Origin of the sequence: Arthrobacter silviterrae, from assembly GCF_011045165.1 — a bacterium.
In the GTDB taxonomy this organism is placed as follows: domain Bacteria; phylum Actinomycetota; class Actinomycetes; order Actinomycetales; family Micrococcaceae; genus Specibacter; species Specibacter silviterrae.
The window spans coordinates 87697-105709 of the sequence record NZ_JAAKZI010000007.1; the positions used below are offsets into that span (position 1 = coordinate 87697).

Here is an 18013-nt window from a genome sequence, read left to right on the forward strand (position 1 = left end):
GAGTTGCTTGTGTCCTCAGACCCGGAATCCCCGAAGCTTGAGGACGGCCATCAACTGCTTTTGAAGCGTCTCGGTGTCACTATTGATGCCGGGACGCTTCGTCTTGCCCTGACGCACCGTTCCTACGCCTACGAAAATGGTGGCATCCCCACCAATGAGCGCCTGGAATTTTTGGGTGACTCCATTCTGGGCTTCTCCGTCACCGACGCACTGTACCGTGACAACCCCACACTTCCCGAGGGCGAGCTGGCCAAGCGCCGCTCCGCCGTCGTCTCCACCCGCGCCCTCGCCTCGATCGCCCGCTCGCTGGGCGTAGGCGAATTCATCTATCTGGGCCAGGGCGAACGCCTCACCAAGGGCCGCAACAAGTCCTCGATCCTGGCCGACACCATGGAATCACTGATCGGCGCCACCTACCTCACCCACGGCATTGAGACCGCGCGCGAGCTGGTCATGCGCCTGGTGGGACCCCTGCTGGCGGACTCGGCCGTCCTGGGCGCCGGTACCGACTGGAAAACCAACATCCAGGAAATTGCCGCAGCACGCCACCTCGGCACCATTGAGTACGAGATCACCGGCACCGGCCCGGACCACAACCGCTCCTTTTCCGCACGCCTGCTGATCGGCGGCCAGCATTTCGGCACGGGCGCAGGCCCTTCCAAGAAGGAGGCCGAGCGCTCCGCAGCCGCCGCGGGCTGGAACGTCCTGCAGGAGCGTTTTGCCGGCAAGGGTGGTGCCGCCGGTTCGGCGTCCGGAACAGCTGCCGGCTAAATGCCCGAGCTGCCCGAAGTTGAGGTGGTGCGGCGCGGACTGGCACGCTGGATTGCCGGGCGCACCGTCACGGCCGTTTCCGTCCCGGACCCGCGCTCCATCCGCCGCCACGCACTCGGCACCGAGGACTTCCGCGGAAACCTGCTGGGTGCCACTGTCCTGGACGTGGTCCGGCGCGGCAAGTTCCTCTGGATGCCCCTGGCCGATTCGGCGCCCGGTTCCCAGCCGTACGGAGGTTCACTGCCCCACACCGCCCTGGTGGCCCACCTGGGCATGAGCGGCCAGCTCCTGGTGGAGTCTCCCGGGCAGCCGCATGAAAAACACCTCAAGGTCCGGATTACCTTCTCCCCGCGCGAGGATGCGCCCGAGGAGCTCCGCTTCATCGATCAGCGAATTTTCGGCGGCCTTTTCGTGACCTCGCTGGTGCCCACGGCGGACGGGCTGCCCGGCGGCGGCATTGGAACCCGCGGTGCCGCCGAAATAGGGCCCGACGTGAACGGACATGCTTCAGGCACCGGGTGGGCCCTGGTTCCCGCCGAGGCGGCCCACATCGGCCGCGACCCGCTGGACCCGCACTTTGACATCGAGGCCTTCCACCAGAAGCTGCGCGCCAGGAAGACGGGGCTGAAACGCGCGCTGCTGGACCAGGGGCTGGTCTCCGGCATTGGCAACATTTATGCCGATGAGGCCTTGTGGGCTGCGAAGATGCACTACGCGCGGCCCACCGACACCATGCGGCGCCCGGACACCGAACGCATCATCCACGCAGCCCGCGACGTCATGGTCCGTGCCTTGGACGCCGGCGGCACCAGCTTTGATTCCCTGTACGTCAACGTCAACGGCGCCTCAGGATATTTTGCCCGGTCACTAAACGCCTACGGCCGCGAGGGGAAACCGTGTCTTCGCTGTGCCGAACTCGGCCTGTCCACGCTGATCCGCCGCGACACCTTCATGAACCGGTCGTCCTACAGCTGCCCCGCGTGCCAGCCACGACCGCGCAACGCCAGGCTGTAACCTTCCCGGCACACCCTAGGCGGAGGTTCGTGAGCGCTGGTGTTCGCTGCAGAATATGCTGATGTAGCCACCTGTTTCGCCACGGACTTCAGCAGTCAGGGTCCGGTTCGGCCTGAGGGACGGCACGTTATCCACAGCGGACCCATCCGGTCTTGAACGTCCCACCCCTTTCTTACAGACTCAGTGACATGAATGAGTCCAGAATTCGGATGCACCTTGGGCAGCTGTGGCCAGCCGAGAGGTACGTTGCCACAGCGGCTCAGCTTGCGGATGCCGGCATGGATGCCCGGTTCGTGGCGGACGCTGTCCGTTGCGAGGCGCTATTTCGCTTGCGCCGCGGAGGCTACATGCCCATGCATAAATGGCGGGCCCAAAAGCCGTGGGTACAGGCCAAGAGCCGGCTCGCCGGCCATATCGCCGGGTCCCAAGGAAGACTTGCCTATACGCACTTCAGTGCCGCACGCCTGCATGGACAACATGCGTGGAATACCCCGGACCAGATACACGTCAACGTCCCCTATGGCGCCTCCCTCGGCAAAGGGGCTGCTGATGTAGTCGTTCACCACATGGCCCTCGGCCCCGATGATCTGGTGCAAAAATACGTTCCGGGGGTCGGCACAGTGACTATTACCAGCCTGGCCCGCACTGTTCTCGATTGTGCCCGTGTCGCCCCATTGGACTTGGCCGCTGTTATTGGCGACTCTGCGCTGCACAGGGGATTGAAGCTGGCGGAGTTGGAAAACCTCGCGGCCAGAATGGCCGGCTACCGGGGCATCAAGCGTGCCGTCAAGGCCGTTGGAATGCTCAATGCCTTGGCCGAATCCGCCGGGGAAACGCGCACCCGGCTCATAGTCGCCCAACTGCCCCTTGAGCCGCCGGAACTGCAGGTCACACTCTACGTTGACGGCAAGGAATACCGTCCGGACCTGGCCTGGCGCGGGGTGAATCTGATTGTGGAGTTCGACGGCAACACCAAATACTTCGACTATGCAACACCGACGGACGAAGCGTTGGTGGCAGAACGCGAACGGGAAAGTGCCCTCATGGAGGAGGGCTGGCGGTTCATCCGCATCAAGTGGCGCCATCTCCAGCGGCCGGACGAGGTCAAGGCCCGCGTTCTGGCTGCCTACCTGTCAGCCTCGGAGCGTGCGGCCTGAACCCACTCAGTGAATGCTGGACTTGCTTGCGAGAACGGTGGTTCCGCAGGGCAATCTTGCACACAACTCCAGCGTTCGGGCCTGAAATGCAGGCAACTCCAGTGCTCGCCGTCAGTTGCCGTAATGCCGAGCCAGCAGGGCCAGGCCTTCATCCAGGGAGATCGCGGGGGCCCAGTCGAGCACCTCGCGCGTGTGTCGCTGGTCGAACCAGTGAGCAGTTGAGAGCTGTTCGGCCAGAAAGCGCGTCATGGGCGGCTCATCGCGGACCCATCCGCGCGTTCCCGCAGCCAGCCAGGCCTTCTCAATGACCGAGCCGGCGCCGCGGGCCAACCAGCCCGGCACGGAAAAGGCGGGTTCGGGCACGCCGGCGGCCCGGCAGATCCCGGCAATGAGCTCGCCCACCGGACGCGGCTCGCCGTTGGTCACCACCAGGGCCTGGCCGTGGGCGTGGTCCATGCGCTCCAGCCCGCGCACAATCGCCTCCGCGGCATTGTCCACATAGGTGGTGTCGATCAGCGCGCGGCCGCCGTCGAGCAGGGGCAGGCGGCCGGCGCGGGCGCGCTCCACCACGCGCTCCACCAGCTGTGTGTCGCCGGGCCCCCAGACGATGTGGGGGCGGATGGCCGCCACCCGAAACTCCGGGGAGTCCTCGGCCAGTGCCAGGTCCTCGGCGGCAGCTTTCGACCGGGCGTAAAAGCCGCGGGCGCGTTCAGGATCGGCGCTTCCCGCGCCCGCACCCACGATCGAGGAGCCAAAGTGCGCCACGGACGGGGAGGACACAAACACGAAGTCCCGCACTCCCGCATGCCGGGACGCCGCCAGCAGCTGGCGGGTCCCCACAATATTGGTGGAGACAAAGTCCGCCCATTCGCCGGTGAAAGACACCTTCGCAGCCAGGTGGATGACGGCGTCAACGCCTGCCGCGGCCCGCGCTGCAACGTCAGGATCGGCCACGGAACCCTGCACGGATTCCCACGGGTCGTGGACGGCGCGGCGCTGCAGCGAGCGGACGGACCAGCCCCGGGCGTGCAGGAGCCGGGCCACGGCGCGGCCCAGCAGCCCGCTGGTGCCTGTCACCAGGACGCGGCGGGACGGGCCCGGGGTGCCGGCTGCCGCCGTCGGGCCCGGCATCAGGGCCGCCCCGGCCTGGCTCCGGCCAGCATGCGCGACGCCCAGGCCGCCAGGGCTGCCCGGTCAATCTTCGAGTTGTGGCGCACGTCCGTGGGCATGGCGTCGATGACCAGAACGGCGGCCGGCACCAGCCCGGTCAGGGCCACGGCGGCGCGGACGTCTCGGGACAGCCCGGTGTCCGCCAAGCCGGAGCGCCGGGCGGCCGGCGCCGTCTCAACGATCGCCACAGCCACCTGGGCCCCGGCCGGGCCAACACCGACGACGGCGGCGCGCGCCACCGCGGGCACCGATTCGGCGGCCAGCTCACCGGCCACCGGCGTCCGGACGCCGTTGGCCGTGGTCAGGACATGGGCCATGCGCCCCTCGACCCACAGGCGGCCTTCGGCGTCGAGGTGGCCCACATCGCCGCTGCGGTGCCAGCCGGGGATGGCGGCTGCGTGCTCCTGCGTGATCCAGAGGCGGTCGTAGCGTTCCAACACGTGCGGGGCGCTGACCAGGATCTCACCGGTCACGTGCGGTTCCGTGGTGGGGGCCAGGCTGCCGGTGCCATCCGCGCGCACTGGCGCAATTGCCACCGAGGCGCCGCTGACGGGCAGTCCCACGCACACGCCTTCGCCGGTCCCCGCCGCCCTGATGCCGGCCAGGTCAATGTCCGTCACCGGCAGTGCCTCGGTCATGCCATACGGGGTGTGCAGGGAGGCATGGGGTGCCAGTTCCTGGACCTGCGCCAGCAGGGGTTCGCCCAGGGGCGCCCCCGCGGAAAGGAAAAGTTCGACGCCGGCCAGCGCGGTTTTGCGGGCGGGCGGGAGTTCCGCCGCGGTCGCCACGACGTTGACCAGCGCGGCGGGGGAGGCGAAGACCACAGTGGCGTTGATGGCGGCTGCAGCGTCCGCCAGCGCCTTGGCCGTCAGGGTGCGCGGGGCCGTGACGTCCATGTCGGGTGTGACGGACGTGGCCCCGAGGGCCGGGCCCAGCAGGGCAAACGGGGCGAAGCCGGCCACGAGCGACGTGCCGGCCCGGAGCTTGTACGTGGCCTGCAGCGTGTCCCGCATGGCGGCCAGCCGCCGGTGCGTGTAGACCACGCCCTTGGCCGGCCCGGTGGAGCCGGAGGTGAACAGCACCGCGGCGTCGGCGTCGGGGTCCGGGACGGCGGGTGCGGCGGCCGTGCAGGCCAGGCGGAGCACGCGGCCCTTGTCCATGAGCTGCGGAACGGTGGCTGCCACTCCCAGCAGCCTGCGCCCGGCCCTGTCCGCGGCCGGGGTGGAGTCGCCGGCGCTGATTTTCACGCCGGGCCAGTTGTAGATCCGGGCACCAGCCAGCGCCCGGCCGACACCCACCAGATAGGCGGGACCGGCGCCCTTGATGGCCCGCCCCAGTCCCTTCGTGCCCAGGCCCGCATCGGCCACCACGATCACGGCACCCAATCTCAGGCAGGCGTAGATGAGCGTGGTGAGGGTGATCCCCGGCGGCACCAGCAGGCTGACACGGTCACCCGGCTTGACGCCGAGATCCGCCAGCCCGGCGGTCAGGTCGTCAATGTCTCGGGCAAGTTCCGCCCAGGTGAGGCTGCGAGCGGCCCCGCCCGCCAGCATGTCCACAATGGCGGTGGAGGAATCTTCACGCCGTGCGTCGACTTCGGCCAGCATGGGACGGAAGGCAGGCGCGGATTCTGGCTTCGGCTGGGCGGCACTGCCACCCTGCGCAGCACTGCCACCCTGGGCGCGGTGACTGGCGTCGACCTGTTTGGCCAGCCAGGCAAAGGTGGGTCCGGCGATGTCCCGGTCCTCCTGGACCAGGTGGCCGGCACCCTCAAAGCGGTGCACATCGGCCTGCGGCAGTCGTGTCAGGAGGTCCCGCAGGTAGCGGTCGGAGAACACGGGATCCTTCGGCCCCCACATCATGAACGCCGGCACGCCAAGGGTGCGAATGCCGGAGGACACCTCTTCGAGCGCGGCCCACGAAGGGTGGGCGGGGGTTGCCGGAATGTCGGCCACGAAGTTGCCCACCCCGGCGCGCCGCACCGCAGTGCGGTACGGGGCCATGAACGCGTCCCGCACGGAGGGCGCCAGTGCCGGCTGCGCCAGGGCGTGGGTCACCTTCAGGAACGCCGCGGTGGCCTTGGTGCCCCAGGGGTGCACGGCCGGGTGCAGGGCCAGCTTCAGGGCAGGGGGCAGGGTGAATCCCGCAGGGTGCACGGCCGTGTTGGTGAGGACCACGGCGGCCAGCTGTTCGCGGTGCCGCACGGCCCAGCCGAGGGAGATGATGCCGCCCCAGTCGTGCCCAACGGTGACCACCGGGCCGTCCAGTTTCAGGGCTGCGGTCAGGTCGGAGAGGTCGTTGATGCGGTCCGCGAGGCGGCGGAAGGTGCCGGTGCGCTCGGAGAAGCCCATGTCCAGCTGGTCCACGGCAATGACACGCCACGGTCCGCCGTCGGCCAGGGTTTCCTGGGAAGTGGCCGCGGCCAGCAGGCTGCGCCACAGGTATGACCACGTTGGGTTGCCATGCACGCACAGCAGGGTCCCGGCGGGCGCCAGGCCGGTGGCGTCGACGTCGTCCCGGTTGTCCAGAAAGTGCCACTCGCGGCGTGTTCCGGGGGCGTCCGCCGCCGACGTTGACGGCACGGACAGCGTCCGGCGCCAGGAGGCGCACACGCCGGGCCAGGGATCGGGGTGGCGGGAAGGGTCCTGCGGGGGCAAAGCGGCAGTTACCACGCAATTTCCATCATGGTCGTGTTGAGTCCGGAACCCACGCCCATGCAGAGCACGCGGTCGCCGGCGGAGAGCGTCTGCGCCTCCTGCGCCAGCGTCATGGGCAGCGAAGCCGGGCCCACATTGCCCCATTTCGGGAAGGTCACGGGCACCTTGCTGCGGACCAGGTCCACGGCCTTGATGATGGCGTTGGTGTAGGAATTGGACACCTGGTGGGTGACATAGCGGTCCATCTTGCGCCAGTCCCAACCATCCGTGTGGGCCTCGTCCCAGGCGTTCGTGACCAGCTCCAGCCCGTTGTCCAGCAGGCCCTTGGTGTCGGTGAACATGCCGTCGGGGCCCCCCACGCACAGCTCATGGTGGGAGGTGCCGGCGCGGGAAACCCCGCCCAGGATGCGGTGCGCGCCGGGGTGGTCGCTGGCCGGGCCGATGACGGCGGCGGCCGCGCCGGAGCCCAGCGTCAGGGTGGCGAACTCCCGCAGGTAGTCCTCCCGGGTGGACGTTTCCGCGTTCAGCCGGCGGAAGGTGGTTTCCTGGGTGGCCTGGGCGTCCTCGCCGGCCACAATGAGTGCGTACTTGATTTGGCCGGAATCAATCATGTTCGCGGCCAGGGTCATGCCGTTGACAAACCCGAGGCAGGCGTTGGCCAGGTCAAAGTTCATGGCGGAGGAGGGCAGTCCCAGCCCGTTGTGGATCTTGACGGCAACGGAGGGCTCCAGGTTGCGCCGTGTCACCGAGGTGTTGATGAGCAGGCCGATCTGCCCTGCCTCAATTCCGGCCTCGGCCAGGGCCTTCGCGCCGGCCTCAATGGCGGCGTCGTCAAACGCGGTTCCGGGCGCCCACCAGCGGCGTTCCTTCACTCCTGCAACACGTTCCAGCAACCGCTTGGACAGCCGCAACCGCTTCAGGCTCGGGGCCAGGCGCTCATCAAAGTCGGAGGAACTGACCACCACGGGCGCCTCCACGCTGGTGACGGCAAGTAAGGCAGTGTTGTGGTGACGAAAAGTCGCGTTGCCGATCAAATTCCAGCCTTTGTCTTGTGTATTTTGTGGTGCCCGGCCGAAACCAACCGGTTAATATTCGCCGGGACAAAAGTGACAAAGGTGCGCTGTCCCTGTCCCGACATTAAGCCTCAGCCTTAACTATGCACCTTCCAGGGAGGTTATCGCACATGCGCCCCGGCGCATACATGCGGGCGGCTACCCTGCCAAACATGGAATTCGCGGTAGATTAACAACGGAAATAACGCCCCTGCGCAGGAGTATAAAACAGTTTGCATCTAAAAAGTCTGTCCGTGCGAGGCTTCAAGTCGTTCGCATCGGCCACCACCTTTGACTTTGAACCGGGAGTGACGGCCGTGGTTGGCCCCAACGGCTCCGGCAAGTCGAACGTGGTTGATGCGCTGGCCTGGGTCATGGGGGAGCAGGGCGCCAAGACCCTGCGCGGGGGAAAAATGGAAGACGTCATTTTTGCCGGCACGTCCGGGCGTCCCCCGCTGGGCCGGGCGCACGTGGCGCTGACCATTGACAACACCGACGGCGCCCTGCCCATCGACTACACCGAAGTCACCATTTCCCGGACACTGTTTCGCACAGGCGGCTCGGAATACGCCATCAACGGCACGGGCTGCCGGTTGCTGGACATCCAGGAACTGCTCTCCGACTCCGGCCTGGGCAAGGAAATGCACGTCATTGTTGGCCAGGGCCAGCTGGACAAGGTGCTCCATGCCACGCCCGAGGACCGTAGGGGCTTCATTGAGGAGGCTGCCGGCATCCTCAAGCACCGCCGCCGCAAGGAAAAAACCCTGCGCAAGCTCGACGCCATGTCAGCCAACCTGGCCAGGCTCAGCGACCTGACGGGTGAAATCCGCCGCCAGCTCACGCCCCTGGGCAAGCAGGCGGCCGTGGCGCGCCGGGCCCAGGCCGTGCAGTTTGACGTCCGCGATGCCAAGGCCCGCCTGCTGGCCGACAGCCTGGTCACGCTGCGCACCGCCGTCGAAAAGGACGTGGCGGACGAACTGGCCCTCAAGTCCCGCCGTGCCTTGGCGGAGCAGGGACTTCAGGAGGGCCGCAGCCGGCAGGCCGAGCTGGAACAGCTGTCCGCCGCCGCGGCCCCCGTCCTCACCGCGGCACGGGACACCTGGTACCAGCTTTCGGCAACGCAGGAAAAGTTCAAGTCCCTGGGCCTGCTGGCCGCCGAGCGCCAGCGCCACCTGGGAGCAGCCGAAGCCCCCGCGGATCCCAGCAGGGACCCGGACAGGCTGGCGGAGCAGGCCGCCCGCTTGCGCGGGGAAGAGGCGGAGCTGGACCTCGAATTGGAGGAACGGCGGATCGCACTGGAGGCGGCCATGGAAATCAAGGACGACGTGGAAGCCTCCGTCCGGGCCGAGGAGCAGAGGGTCCGCGACGTGCTCCGGGCCACGGCCGACCGCCGGGAAGGGCTGGCGCGGCTGGCAGGCAAGGTTGCCTCGGCCAGGTCGCGGGTGGAGGCCGCGGAGGCCGAGATCGGGCGGCTGCACCAGGGCCGCGACGCCGGCGAGCAGCGGCATGCGGCCGCAGCCCGCGAGTTCGCGGCGCTGGAATCCCAGGTGGCCGGCGTCGAGGAGGGCGAGGAGCGCCTCGACGCCGACTATGAGGAAGCCGCCCGGGCCCTGGCGGACATCGACACCCTCATGGAGGGCTTGACGGCGGCCCAGCTGGCAGCCGACAGGGAACGTGACTCCCTTGCCGCCCGCCGCGAGGCCCTGGCGGTGGGGCTGCTGCGCAAGGATGCGTCCTCGCACGTGCTGTCGGCTGGCCTGCCCGGCGTTCTGGGTGCCGTGGCGGAACTGCTCACGGTGGCGCCCGGGCATGAAACGGCCATTGCCGCCGCCCTGGGCGCGGCCGCAGGGGGAGTGGCTGTGGCCGATTCGGCCGCCGCAGTGGCCGCGCTGGAGCGCATCAAGGCGGACGACGGCGGCCGCGTCACACTGGTCGTTGCGTCGGCCGCGCCGGCCGGGTCTGAGAATGGACCACCCTCTGCGCGGGCAACCCTCGTCGAGAGTGCGGTGGCGGCGGTGGATGGCGTCGCGGCAGGGCGTGCACAGGTCACGGGGCCGGCGGAAATCGGTGCCGTGCTGGACGCCCTGCTGGACGGGGTGGTGCTGGTGCCCGACCTGTCCGTTGCGGTGCAGCTCCTGGACGGCTACCCGCACTTGACGGCCGTTACCGCCGGCGGGGATGTCCTGAACGCGTTCTCCGTGCGGGGCGGTTCGGCCACGGCGCCGTCGCTGCTGGAACTGCAGGCAGCCGTGGATGAAACGGATGCGAAGCTGCGGGCTGCGGTGGCTGACGGGGAGCGGGCCCGCTTTGCCCTGGCCGCAGCCGCTGCGCGCCGCCAGGCCGCCGCAGACGCAGAGGAGGCCAGCCTGGCGGCGCTGCACGATTCCGACGCCAGGATCGCGGCGGTGGCGGAACGGCTGGGAACACTTGGCGCCACCCTGCGATCCGCAACGGGGGAGTCGGAACGGCATGCCCAGGCGTTGGGGCTGGCCACGGCCAACCTGGCGAAGGAACAGCAGGCCCTGGAGGAAGTGGCAGCCCGGCTGGCCCGCGCCCAGGAAGAGCCAACCGGCGCGGACCCGTCCATGGAGGAACGGGACGCTCTGGCTGCGCAGGCCACGGCCGCGCGTGCCGTCGAGATGGAGTCGCGGCTGGCGCTGCGCAGCACCGAAGAGCAGATGAACGCGGTGCGGAACCGGGCCGCGGCGCTGGAACGGGCTGCCGCCACCGAACGCACGGCCCGCGAACAGGCCGCCAGGCGGGCGTTGCAGCGCCGCCGCCAGGCGGGGAAGGCGGAGGCGGTGGCGGCCGCCGTGGGGCAGGTCCTGCAGCATGTTGCGGCGTCGATCGAGCAAGGCGAGCAGGAGCGGGACGCGGCGGAGGAACTGCGCGCGCAGCGCGAGGTGGAGCTCATGGCAGTGCGCTCGGCAACGATGGAACTGGAAGTGGAGCTGGCCCGGCTGACGGACTCCGTCCACCGGGACGAATTGGCGCGCGAGGCGCAGCGGCTCCGCATTGAACAGCTGGAAAACAAGTCCATCGAGGAGCTGGGGCTCAGCGTTGACCACCTCATCAACGAATACGGCCCGGAGACGCTGGTCCCGCCCAGCCCCGGGGCGGGCGCCGACAAGTGGGCTGCGCTGCGGGTTGAAGTGGACGAAACAGGGGCGGAAGTCCCTGAGGGCACCCCGTTTGTGCGCGAGGAGCAGGAGAAAAGGCTCAAGAGGGCCGAACGCGACCTGGCAGCCCTGGGCAAAGTCAACCCGCTGGCCCTGGAGGAATTTGCAGCCCTGGAGGAACGCCACCAGTTCCTCTCAACCCAGCTGGAGGACCTGAAATCCAGCCGCAAGGACCTCATGGACATCATCAAGGAAGTGGACCAGCGGGTCGAGGAGGTCTTCACCTCCGCCTACGCGGACACGGCCGTGCAGTTTGAGCGCGTGTTCGGCCGGTTGTTCCCGGGAGGGGAGGGGCGCCTGGTCCTCACCGACCCCGACGACATGCTGACCACGGGCATCGAGGTGGAGGCCCGCCCGGCGGGCAAGAAGATCAAGCGCCTCTCGCTGCTGTCCGGCGGGGAGCGCTCGCTGACGGCCGTGGCGCTGCTTGTGGCCATCTTCAAGGCCCGGCCCTCGCCCTTCTACGTCATGGATGAGGTGGAGGCGGCGCTGGACGACACGAACCTGGGCCGACTCATCACCATCTTTGAGGAACTGCGCGAATCCAGCCAGCTGATCATCATCACGCACCAAAAGCGCACCATGGAGGTGGCCGACGCCCTATATGGCGTGTCCATGAGGGGCGACGGCGTTTCCACCGTCATCAGCCAGCGGATCGACCGCGCAACCGCCCCCACCTGATCCCGGCAGTCCGCCCCGCCCCGACGCTCCATCACTTTTCGCGGGCTTTTCCCGGACCCTCTATCACCTTCTGCGGGTTTTTCCCCGACGCTCCATCACTTTTTTGACGGCGCGGTCAGGGCTGGAACTTGGTGTCCCGGGCGGAGAGCCAGAACACCGCGGCGAGCAGCGCCACGGCGGTGGCCATGGAAAACGCCAGGCCGAAGGAAAACAGGTCAACGAGGTACCCGGCCGCAATGGGGCCGATGATGGCGCCCAGGTCCGAACTCATTTGAAACGTGGCGAGCACCTTGCCGCCGGATCGTTCGTTGCCAATGACGTCCGCCACGATGGCCTGCTGCGCCGGTCCCATGAGGCCGCTGCCCAGCCCGGCAATGGCTGAGACCACAAAGAACCAAAACTCGTTGCCCGTGAACCCGAGGACGCCCATCCCGATGCCGTTGACGGCCAGGCCCAGCAGGACCATCGGCTTGCGGCCCCAGGTGTCGGCAAGCCTGCCGGAAAACAGCAGGGCCACGCCAGTGCCGATGGCAAACACGGCCAGGGAAATGCCCGCCACCTCGGGGCCGGCACCCAGGGCTGCGGTGGCAAACAGCGGCACCAGCGCCATGCGAATGCCAAAAGCCGACCACCCGTTGGCGAAGCTCGAGACCAGTACGGCGCGGTATGCGGGAATGCGCAGCGCCGCACGCAGGGGGAGCGGCTCCCGCGACGCCGCCGTCGTGCCTTTCCCCGAAGCGCCGGGCGCGTCCGACGCCGGTCCCCCGCCTCCCGCGGGACCGCCGGCTTGCACCGCGGCCGGGACCGCGACGGCGGCGCTTTTCACGGCGGGCAGCATGGTGGCGACCAGCAGGGCCACCAGGACCAGCGCACCCGCGTACACCAGGAACGGCAGCTGCAGGCCGAAGCCAGCCAGGAGCCCGCCAATGGCGGGTCCGGCGATGTTGCCCAGCAGGAACGAGCCCGAATACAGGCTGGAAACACGGCCTCGCGCGGACGGTGGGGCCAGCCGGATCAGCAATCCCATGGCTGAGACGGTGAACATGGTGGAGCCGATGCCGCCCAGCCCGCGGTATATCAGCAATTGCCAATAATTCTGGGCGAAGGCGCACGCCGCGGAGGACGCCGCGACAATCAGGATGCCCAGGATGTAGGTCCGCCGTTCGCCCAGCCGCTCCACAAGGACACCGCTGAGCGGGGCGAAGACGAGGCGGGTGAAGGCAAAGGCGCTGACCACAATGGCCGCGGCGCCCACGCTCACGTGGAAGCTTTGGGCAAATTGCGGCAGCACGGGCGCCACAATGCCAAAGCCGATGGCGATCAGGAAGGCGGCGGCCACCAGGACCTTGATTTCGCGCGGCAGCGTGACAGTGCGGGCGGCTGTTGGTGGTGGGACTGGGGCGGCGGCATTGGTGGACATCAGATTGAGTGTTTCACAACCGGGACCGGGCCGTGGCCGCCCGCGCCCCCGTGAGAGACTTGGACGGTGAACCAGACTCTTGCCATCATCCTGTACATCGTCATTGGGCTGGCCGTCGTCGGCGGCCTCATCCCTGTCTTCTTGAAGGCCCGGAAGAACACCCAAAACTACACGGGGCCGCGCGACGCCAACGACCCCGCCCCCGTCGATTCGGCCGGAACCGGCACCCTGCTGGAGGACCGCCCGGGCGCCCAGGCGCCGCCGTCGGGCATGGAAACGTCCGGCCTGGAAGCGCAGGGCGTGGACACGGCCGAACCGGCCGCCCCGGCCGCCCCGGCCCTGGAAAAGCCGCTGCCCGTGGAGGGCCGGCTGGTGCGGCTGCGCGCGCGCCTGTCGAAGTCGAACAACGCCCTGGGCAAGGGGCTGCTGGCGCTGCTGTCCCGCGACACGATTGATGAAAGCGTGTGGGAAGAGGTCGAGGAAACGCTGCTGCTGGCGGACATAGGCACCGACTCCACCATGGACCTGGTGGACACCCTGCGCGAGCGCGTGAAGGTTTTGGGCGTGCGCAGCCCGGAGCACGTCCAGGCGATGCTCCGCGAGGAACTCATCAAGCTCGTGGACCCCACCATGGACCGCAGCCTGAACATTGGCCGCCATGACGGTCGCCCCGCGGTGCTCATGGTGGTTGGCGTCAACGGCGTCGGCAAGACCACCACGGTGGGCAAGCTGGCCCGCGTACTGGTGGCCGAGGACAAGGACGTGCTGCTGGGCGCGGCGGACACTTTCCGCGCCGCGGCCGCCGAGCAGCTGGCCACCTGGGGTGCCCGTGTGGGCGTGCCCACGGTGAAGTCCGACGTCGATGGTGCGGACCCTGCCTCCATCGCCTTTGAAGCGGTGAAGGCCGGGATTGAGCAGGAGGTGGACGTGGTCATGGTGGACACCGCCGGGCGCCTTCAAAACAAGGTGGGCCTGATGGACGAGCTCGGCAAGGTCAAGCGCGTCATTGAAAAGCAGGCCACCGTGGATGAGGTGTTGCTGGTGCTTGATGCCACCACGGGGCAGAACGGGCTGAGCCAGGCGAAAGTGTTTTCCGACGTCGTGAACATCACCGGCATCGTCCTGACCAAGCTGGACGGCACGGCGAAGGGTGGCATTGTCGTGGCCATCCAGAAAACGCTGGGCGTGCCGGTCAAGCTCATCGGCCTCGGCGAGGGTGCCGACGACCTGGCGCCCTTTGACGCGGAAAACTTCGTGGACGCGCTGCTGTCCTAGCGGTGTGCGGCCCGGCCCGTAACATGCCGGAAACAAAGGCGGCGACAGGATTTAACCTGTTGCCGCCTTTTGTAACTTAAACGAAATTATTGCCGCCCCATGCCGAAACACTCCGGCGGCACAGTTGTAAGTGTCCTCCTTGCACCAGCCCCGACGACGCGGCACCGCAAAAACCTCACTTGCAACGAAAGGCCGGCAGAGCCATGAATACTGGCGACACAGCGTGGGTCCTGGTTTCGGCAGCACTAGTGCTGCTGATGACACCGGGCCTGGCATTCTTTTACGGCGGCATGACCCGGGCCAAGGGCGTGCTGAACATGATGATGATGAGTTTCGGGGCCATTGCCGTCGTCGGCGTCCTCTGGGTGCTGTTTGGCTACTCGGCAGCCTTCGGCAAGGACGTTGGCGGCGGGCTGCTCGGCAACCCGCTGGCCAAGCTGGGCCTGCAAGGGGTCCTGGACACCGGCAAGACCATGCCGCTGGTGGGCACCATCCCGGAAATTGCCTTCGTGGGATTCCAGGCCGTTTTCGCCATCATCACCGTCGCCCTCATCAGCGGCGCCATCGCGGACCGGGCCAAGTTCGGCGCGTGGATGGTGTTCGCGGCCATCTGGGTCACCGTGGTCTACTTCCCGGTGGCGCACTGGGTCTTTGACTTCAACAAGGACGCCAACGGCAACAACACCGGCGGCTGGCTGGGCCAGGGCCTGGGCGTCATCGACTTTGCCGGCGGCACGGCCGTCCACATCAACGCCGGCGCGGCGGCCCTGGCACTGTGCCTGATCCTGGGCAAGCGCAAGGGCTTCGGCAAGGACCCGAGCCACCGCCCCCACAACATGCCGTTCGTGATGCTCGGCGCCGGCCTGCTCTGGTTCGGCTGGTTCGGCTTCAACGCCGGCTCCGCCCTGGGCGCCAACGGCGTGGCCGGGTATGCCTGGATCAACACGCTCGCCGCACCGTGTGCCGCCACCCTCGGCTGGCTCCTGGTGGAACGGCTCCGCGACGGCCACGCCACCTCGCTCGGTGCCGCCTCAGGCGCCGTCGCCGGGCTTGTCGCCATCACCCCCGCGTGCTCCGCCATCACCCCCATGTGGGCCATGGCCCTGGGACTGCTGGCCGGCGTGGTGTGCGCCATGGCTGTGGGCCTGAAGTTCCGCCTCGGCTTCGACGACTCGCTCGACGTGGTGGGCGTCCACCTGGTGGGCGGCATCATCGGCACCCTCTTCATCGGCCTGGCCGCGGACCCCAACTCCCCGGCTGCCGGCCAGGGGCTGTTCTACGGGGGCGGCCTGGAACTGCTCGGCAAGCAGGCCGTCGGTGCCTTCGCCGTGATGCTGTACTCCTTCATCGTGGCCTACGTCATCGGCTGGATCATCAACAAGACCATGGGCTTCCGTATTTCCTCTGCCCACGAGTCCGCAGGCATCGACATTTCCGTCCACGCCGAATCCGCCTACGACTTCGGCGGCCGCGTCTCCGGCAGCTTCCACCCGCTGGAGGAAAACCCCGCCTGGCAGCACGAAACCCCCGCCCGCACCGAATCCAAGGTTGACGCATGAAACTCATCACCGCCATCATCCGCCCCGAACAGCTCGACGACGTCCGCGGCGGCCTGGAAGGCTACGGCGTGCAGGGCCTGACCGTCAGCAGCGCCCACGGCTACGGGCGCCAGCGCGGCCACACGGAAATCTACCGGGGTGCCGAGTACACCGTGGACCTCCACGCCAAGGTCCGCATCGAGGTCCTCACCTCCGACGAACGCGCCTGGGACCTCATGGACATCATCGTGGCCACCTCCAACACAGGCAACGCCGGCGACGGCAAGGTGTGGATGGTGGAAGTGTACGAGGCAGTCCGCGTCCGCACCGGCGAACGCGGCGTCGCCGCGATCTAAATCGTTTCCCCGGACCGCTTTTCCAAGAACGACGCCGGCACCCGGGTGGGTAGTGAATCCCACCCGGGTGCCGGCGTCGTCGTGACTGGGTGCCGGCCCCGTCGAGGTTTGAGATAACCACGTCGGTTGTCTCACCCCTCGCAGGTGTCAGTCGTTGCTCGTGGCCCAGCCGGACGGGCCGTTGGAGCCGGCCGCGTATTCCTCCATGGGCACGGATCCGGCCTTCCAGGCGGCAAACGCCGGCTCCACAATCCGCCAGCAGTCCTCGGCCGTGTCGCCGCGGACAGACAGCAGCGGGTCCCCGCTGAGCACACCCTCGAGCACTTCGCCGTAAGGCAGGAGCGGGTCGCTGGCCAACGCGGTTTCCAGTTGCACGCGGTCAAGGGTGAAGAGGTCGCCCGGCCCGTTGACGTCCAGGTCAAGGGTAAGAGTCTCGGGGCCGAAGCCGATGTGCAGGCGCGTGGGGGAGTCAACACCGGTGAAGCCGGCAGGCAGGTGCGGCACCGGCTTGTACGTCACCACGGCCTCCTTGCGGCCACGGCCCAGTGCCTTGCCGGAACGCAGGATGAACGGCACTCCCGCCCAGCGCCAGTTGTTGACGTAGACCTCCACCTCGGCCAGGGTCTCGGTGTCGTTGGCCGGGTCCACACCTTCCTCGTCAACATAGTTGGGCACCTGGCGCTCGCCGATGGTCCCGGCCGTGTACCGGGCCCGTCGGGTGGCGTCCGCCAAGTCCGGCTTGTAGGAGTTTCCGATGGTGCTGCACCGCAGCACGGCGGCAATGCTGGAACGCACGTCCTCCTGCCCCAGCGTGGCGGGGGGCTCCATGGCCATGATGGCCATGATCTGCAGCAGGTGGCTCTGGATCATGTCCTTGCCGGCGCCGGCGTGGTCATAGTACCGGGCCCGGTTTTCCAGGGTCAGGTCCTCGTCAAAGACAATTTCCACCTTCTCAATGTGCTCACCGTTCCACAACGGTTCCAGCAGCCGGTTGGCGAACCGCAGCCCCATGATGTTCAGCACCGTGGACTTGCCCAGGAAGTGGTCCACGCGGTGGATGTGGTCTTCGGCCACCAGTTTGCCCAGCGTGGCGTTCAAGGCGTGGGCGGAGGCGGCGCTGGAGCCGAAAGGCTTCTCCATGACCAGCCGGGTGCCGGCCGGGAGCTCCTTCTTTTTCAGCACCTCGCACGCCTTTTGGCTGATGGCCGGGGGGAGTGCAAAGTACAGGGCCACAGGACCCTCCACGGTTGCCAGGAAGGCGCCCAACTCGCCCTTGGCCGTGACATTGAGCTGGTGGTAGCTGCTGTTGGACTGCACCGCCTCAAGGGCCTTGATGCCCTCGGGGGTGGAATCCCCTCCCGGCGCAAGGGCGTCGGCGAAGCTGCCGGCCAGGCGCTCCTGCCACTGTTCGGCCGTCCAGTTGTCACTGCCGGCACCCACCAGCGTGATGCCCGGGGCGCGCCCCGAAGCGATGAGGCGCCCGACGCCGGGCAGCAGCAGCCGGCCCGTCAGGTCGCCGGAGGCTCCCAGGATGACCAGGGTCTTGATCCGCTCCGAAGCGGATGGCGAGCCGGGCGCGTGAGCCGGGGACCCGGCGTCGTGCGGGGCGCTGCCGGTGGCGGCAGAGGGCTTGGCGGGGGCAACTTTGGGGATCTGCGTGGTTTTCGTCACGAACCCAAGCATGTCACTTCCGGGTCAAAATATCAGGGCGGGCGCGGCCGCGGCGGGCAAATTTCCGGAAGG

12 protein-coding genes are annotated in these 18013 nt (G+C 68.1%); 7 read left to right on the forward strand and 5 right to left on the reverse strand.

Going from position 1 to position 18013, the window contains the following annotated elements:
* The first annotated feature begins 9 nt into the window (after positions 1–9).
* The 3 genes from rnc to G6N77_RS06110 all read left to right on the forward strand — a co-directional run bounded on the left by rnc (position 10) and on the right by G6N77_RS06110 (position 2942).
* Entirely contained in the window at positions 10–771 is a 762-nt protein-coding gene (rnc, locus tag G6N77_RS06100) for a ribonuclease III (RefSeq protein WP_165181134.1), read from the forward strand.
* On the forward strand, positions 772–1785 hold the full coding sequence (gene mutM, locus G6N77_RS06105) for a bifunctional DNA-formamidopyrimidine glycosylase/DNA-(apurinic or apyrimidinic site) lyase (RefSeq protein ID WP_165181135.1): 1014 nt from the start codon (positions 772–774) through the stop codon (positions 1783–1785).
* A gap of 347 nt (positions 1786–2132) precedes the next feature.
* Positions 2133–2942 carry a hypothetical protein gene (locus G6N77_RS06110; protein ID WP_165181136.1) on the forward strand — a complete coding sequence of 270 codons (810 nt, stop codon included), beginning with the start codon at positions 2133–2135 and terminating at the stop codon, positions 2940–2942.
* 111 nt (positions 2943–3053) lie between these two features.
* Here the strand turns inward: G6N77_RS06110 and G6N77_RS06115 are convergent, their stop codons facing one another.
* From G6N77_RS06115 to G6N77_RS06125, 3 genes are read right to left on the reverse strand one after another with little or no spacing between them, the layout of a single operon-like run.
* Complete coding sequence (locus tag G6N77_RS06115) at positions 3054–4073, reverse strand: NAD-dependent epimerase/dehydratase family protein (protein WP_165181137.1); 1020 nt, start codon at positions 4071–4073, stop codon at positions 3054–3056.
* Positions 4073–6784: an alpha/beta fold hydrolase gene (locus tag G6N77_RS06120; protein ID WP_306986906.1), complete on the reverse strand. Its 2712-nt coding sequence runs from the start codon at positions 6782–6784 to the stop codon at positions 4073–4075. Before G6N77_RS06120 ends, G6N77_RS06115 begins: the two co-directional genes overlap by 1 nt.
* The gene (locus G6N77_RS06125; RefSeq protein ID WP_165181138.1) at positions 6778–7803 is read right to left on the reverse strand and encodes a 3-oxoacyl-ACP synthase III; all 1026 of its coding nucleotides are present in this window, start codon (positions 7801–7803) and stop codon (positions 6778–6780) included. Before G6N77_RS06125 ends, G6N77_RS06120 begins: the two co-directional genes overlap by 7 nt.
* Before the next feature lie 251 nt (positions 7804–8054).
* Here G6N77_RS06125 and smc point away from each other — a divergent pair, with 251 nt between their 5' ends.
* On the forward strand, positions 8055–11681 hold the full coding sequence (gene smc / locus G6N77_RS06130; RefSeq protein ID WP_205678043.1) for a chromosome segregation protein SMC: 3627 nt from the start codon (positions 8055–8057) through the stop codon (positions 11679–11681).
* 115 nt (positions 11682–11796) lie between these two features.
* On the opposite strand, the gene G6N77_RS06135 is transcribed toward smc, so the two are convergent.
* Positions 11797–13101: an MFS transporter gene (locus G6N77_RS06135; protein ID WP_165181139.1), complete on the reverse strand. Its 1305-nt coding sequence runs from the start codon at positions 13099–13101 to the stop codon at positions 11797–11799.
* Positions 13102–13167: 66 nt separating this feature from the next.
* Here G6N77_RS06135 and ftsY point away from each other — a divergent pair, with 66 nt between their 5' ends.
* The 3 genes from ftsY to G6N77_RS06150 all read left to right on the forward strand — a co-directional run bounded on the left by ftsY (position 13168) and on the right by G6N77_RS06150 (position 16270).
* Complete coding sequence (gene ftsY, locus G6N77_RS06140; RefSeq protein ID WP_165181140.1) at positions 13168–14376, forward strand: signal recognition particle-docking protein FtsY; 1209 nt, start codon at positions 13168–13170, stop codon at positions 14374–14376.
* Between the two features lie 203 nt (positions 14377–14579).
* Positions 14580–15935, forward strand: a complete 1356-nt coding sequence (locus G6N77_RS06145; RefSeq protein WP_165181141.1) for an ammonium transporter — start codon at positions 14580–14582, stop codon at positions 15933–15935.
* Positions 15932–16270 carry a P-II family nitrogen regulator gene (locus tag G6N77_RS06150; protein ID WP_165181142.1) on the forward strand — a complete coding sequence of 113 codons (339 nt, stop codon included), beginning with the start codon at positions 15932–15934 and terminating at the stop codon, positions 16268–16270. The genes G6N77_RS06145 and G6N77_RS06150 overlap by 4 nt, the downstream gene beginning before the upstream one ends.
* Positions 16271–16417: 147 nt before the next feature.
* Here G6N77_RS06150 and G6N77_RS06155 read toward each other — a convergent pair whose 3' ends face one another.
* Positions 16418–17818: a glucose-6-phosphate dehydrogenase gene (locus G6N77_RS06155; RefSeq protein ID WP_306987513.1), complete on the reverse strand. Its 1401-nt coding sequence runs from the start codon at positions 17816–17818 to the stop codon at positions 16418–16420.
* Between the last annotated feature and the right edge of the window lie 195 nt (positions 17819–18013).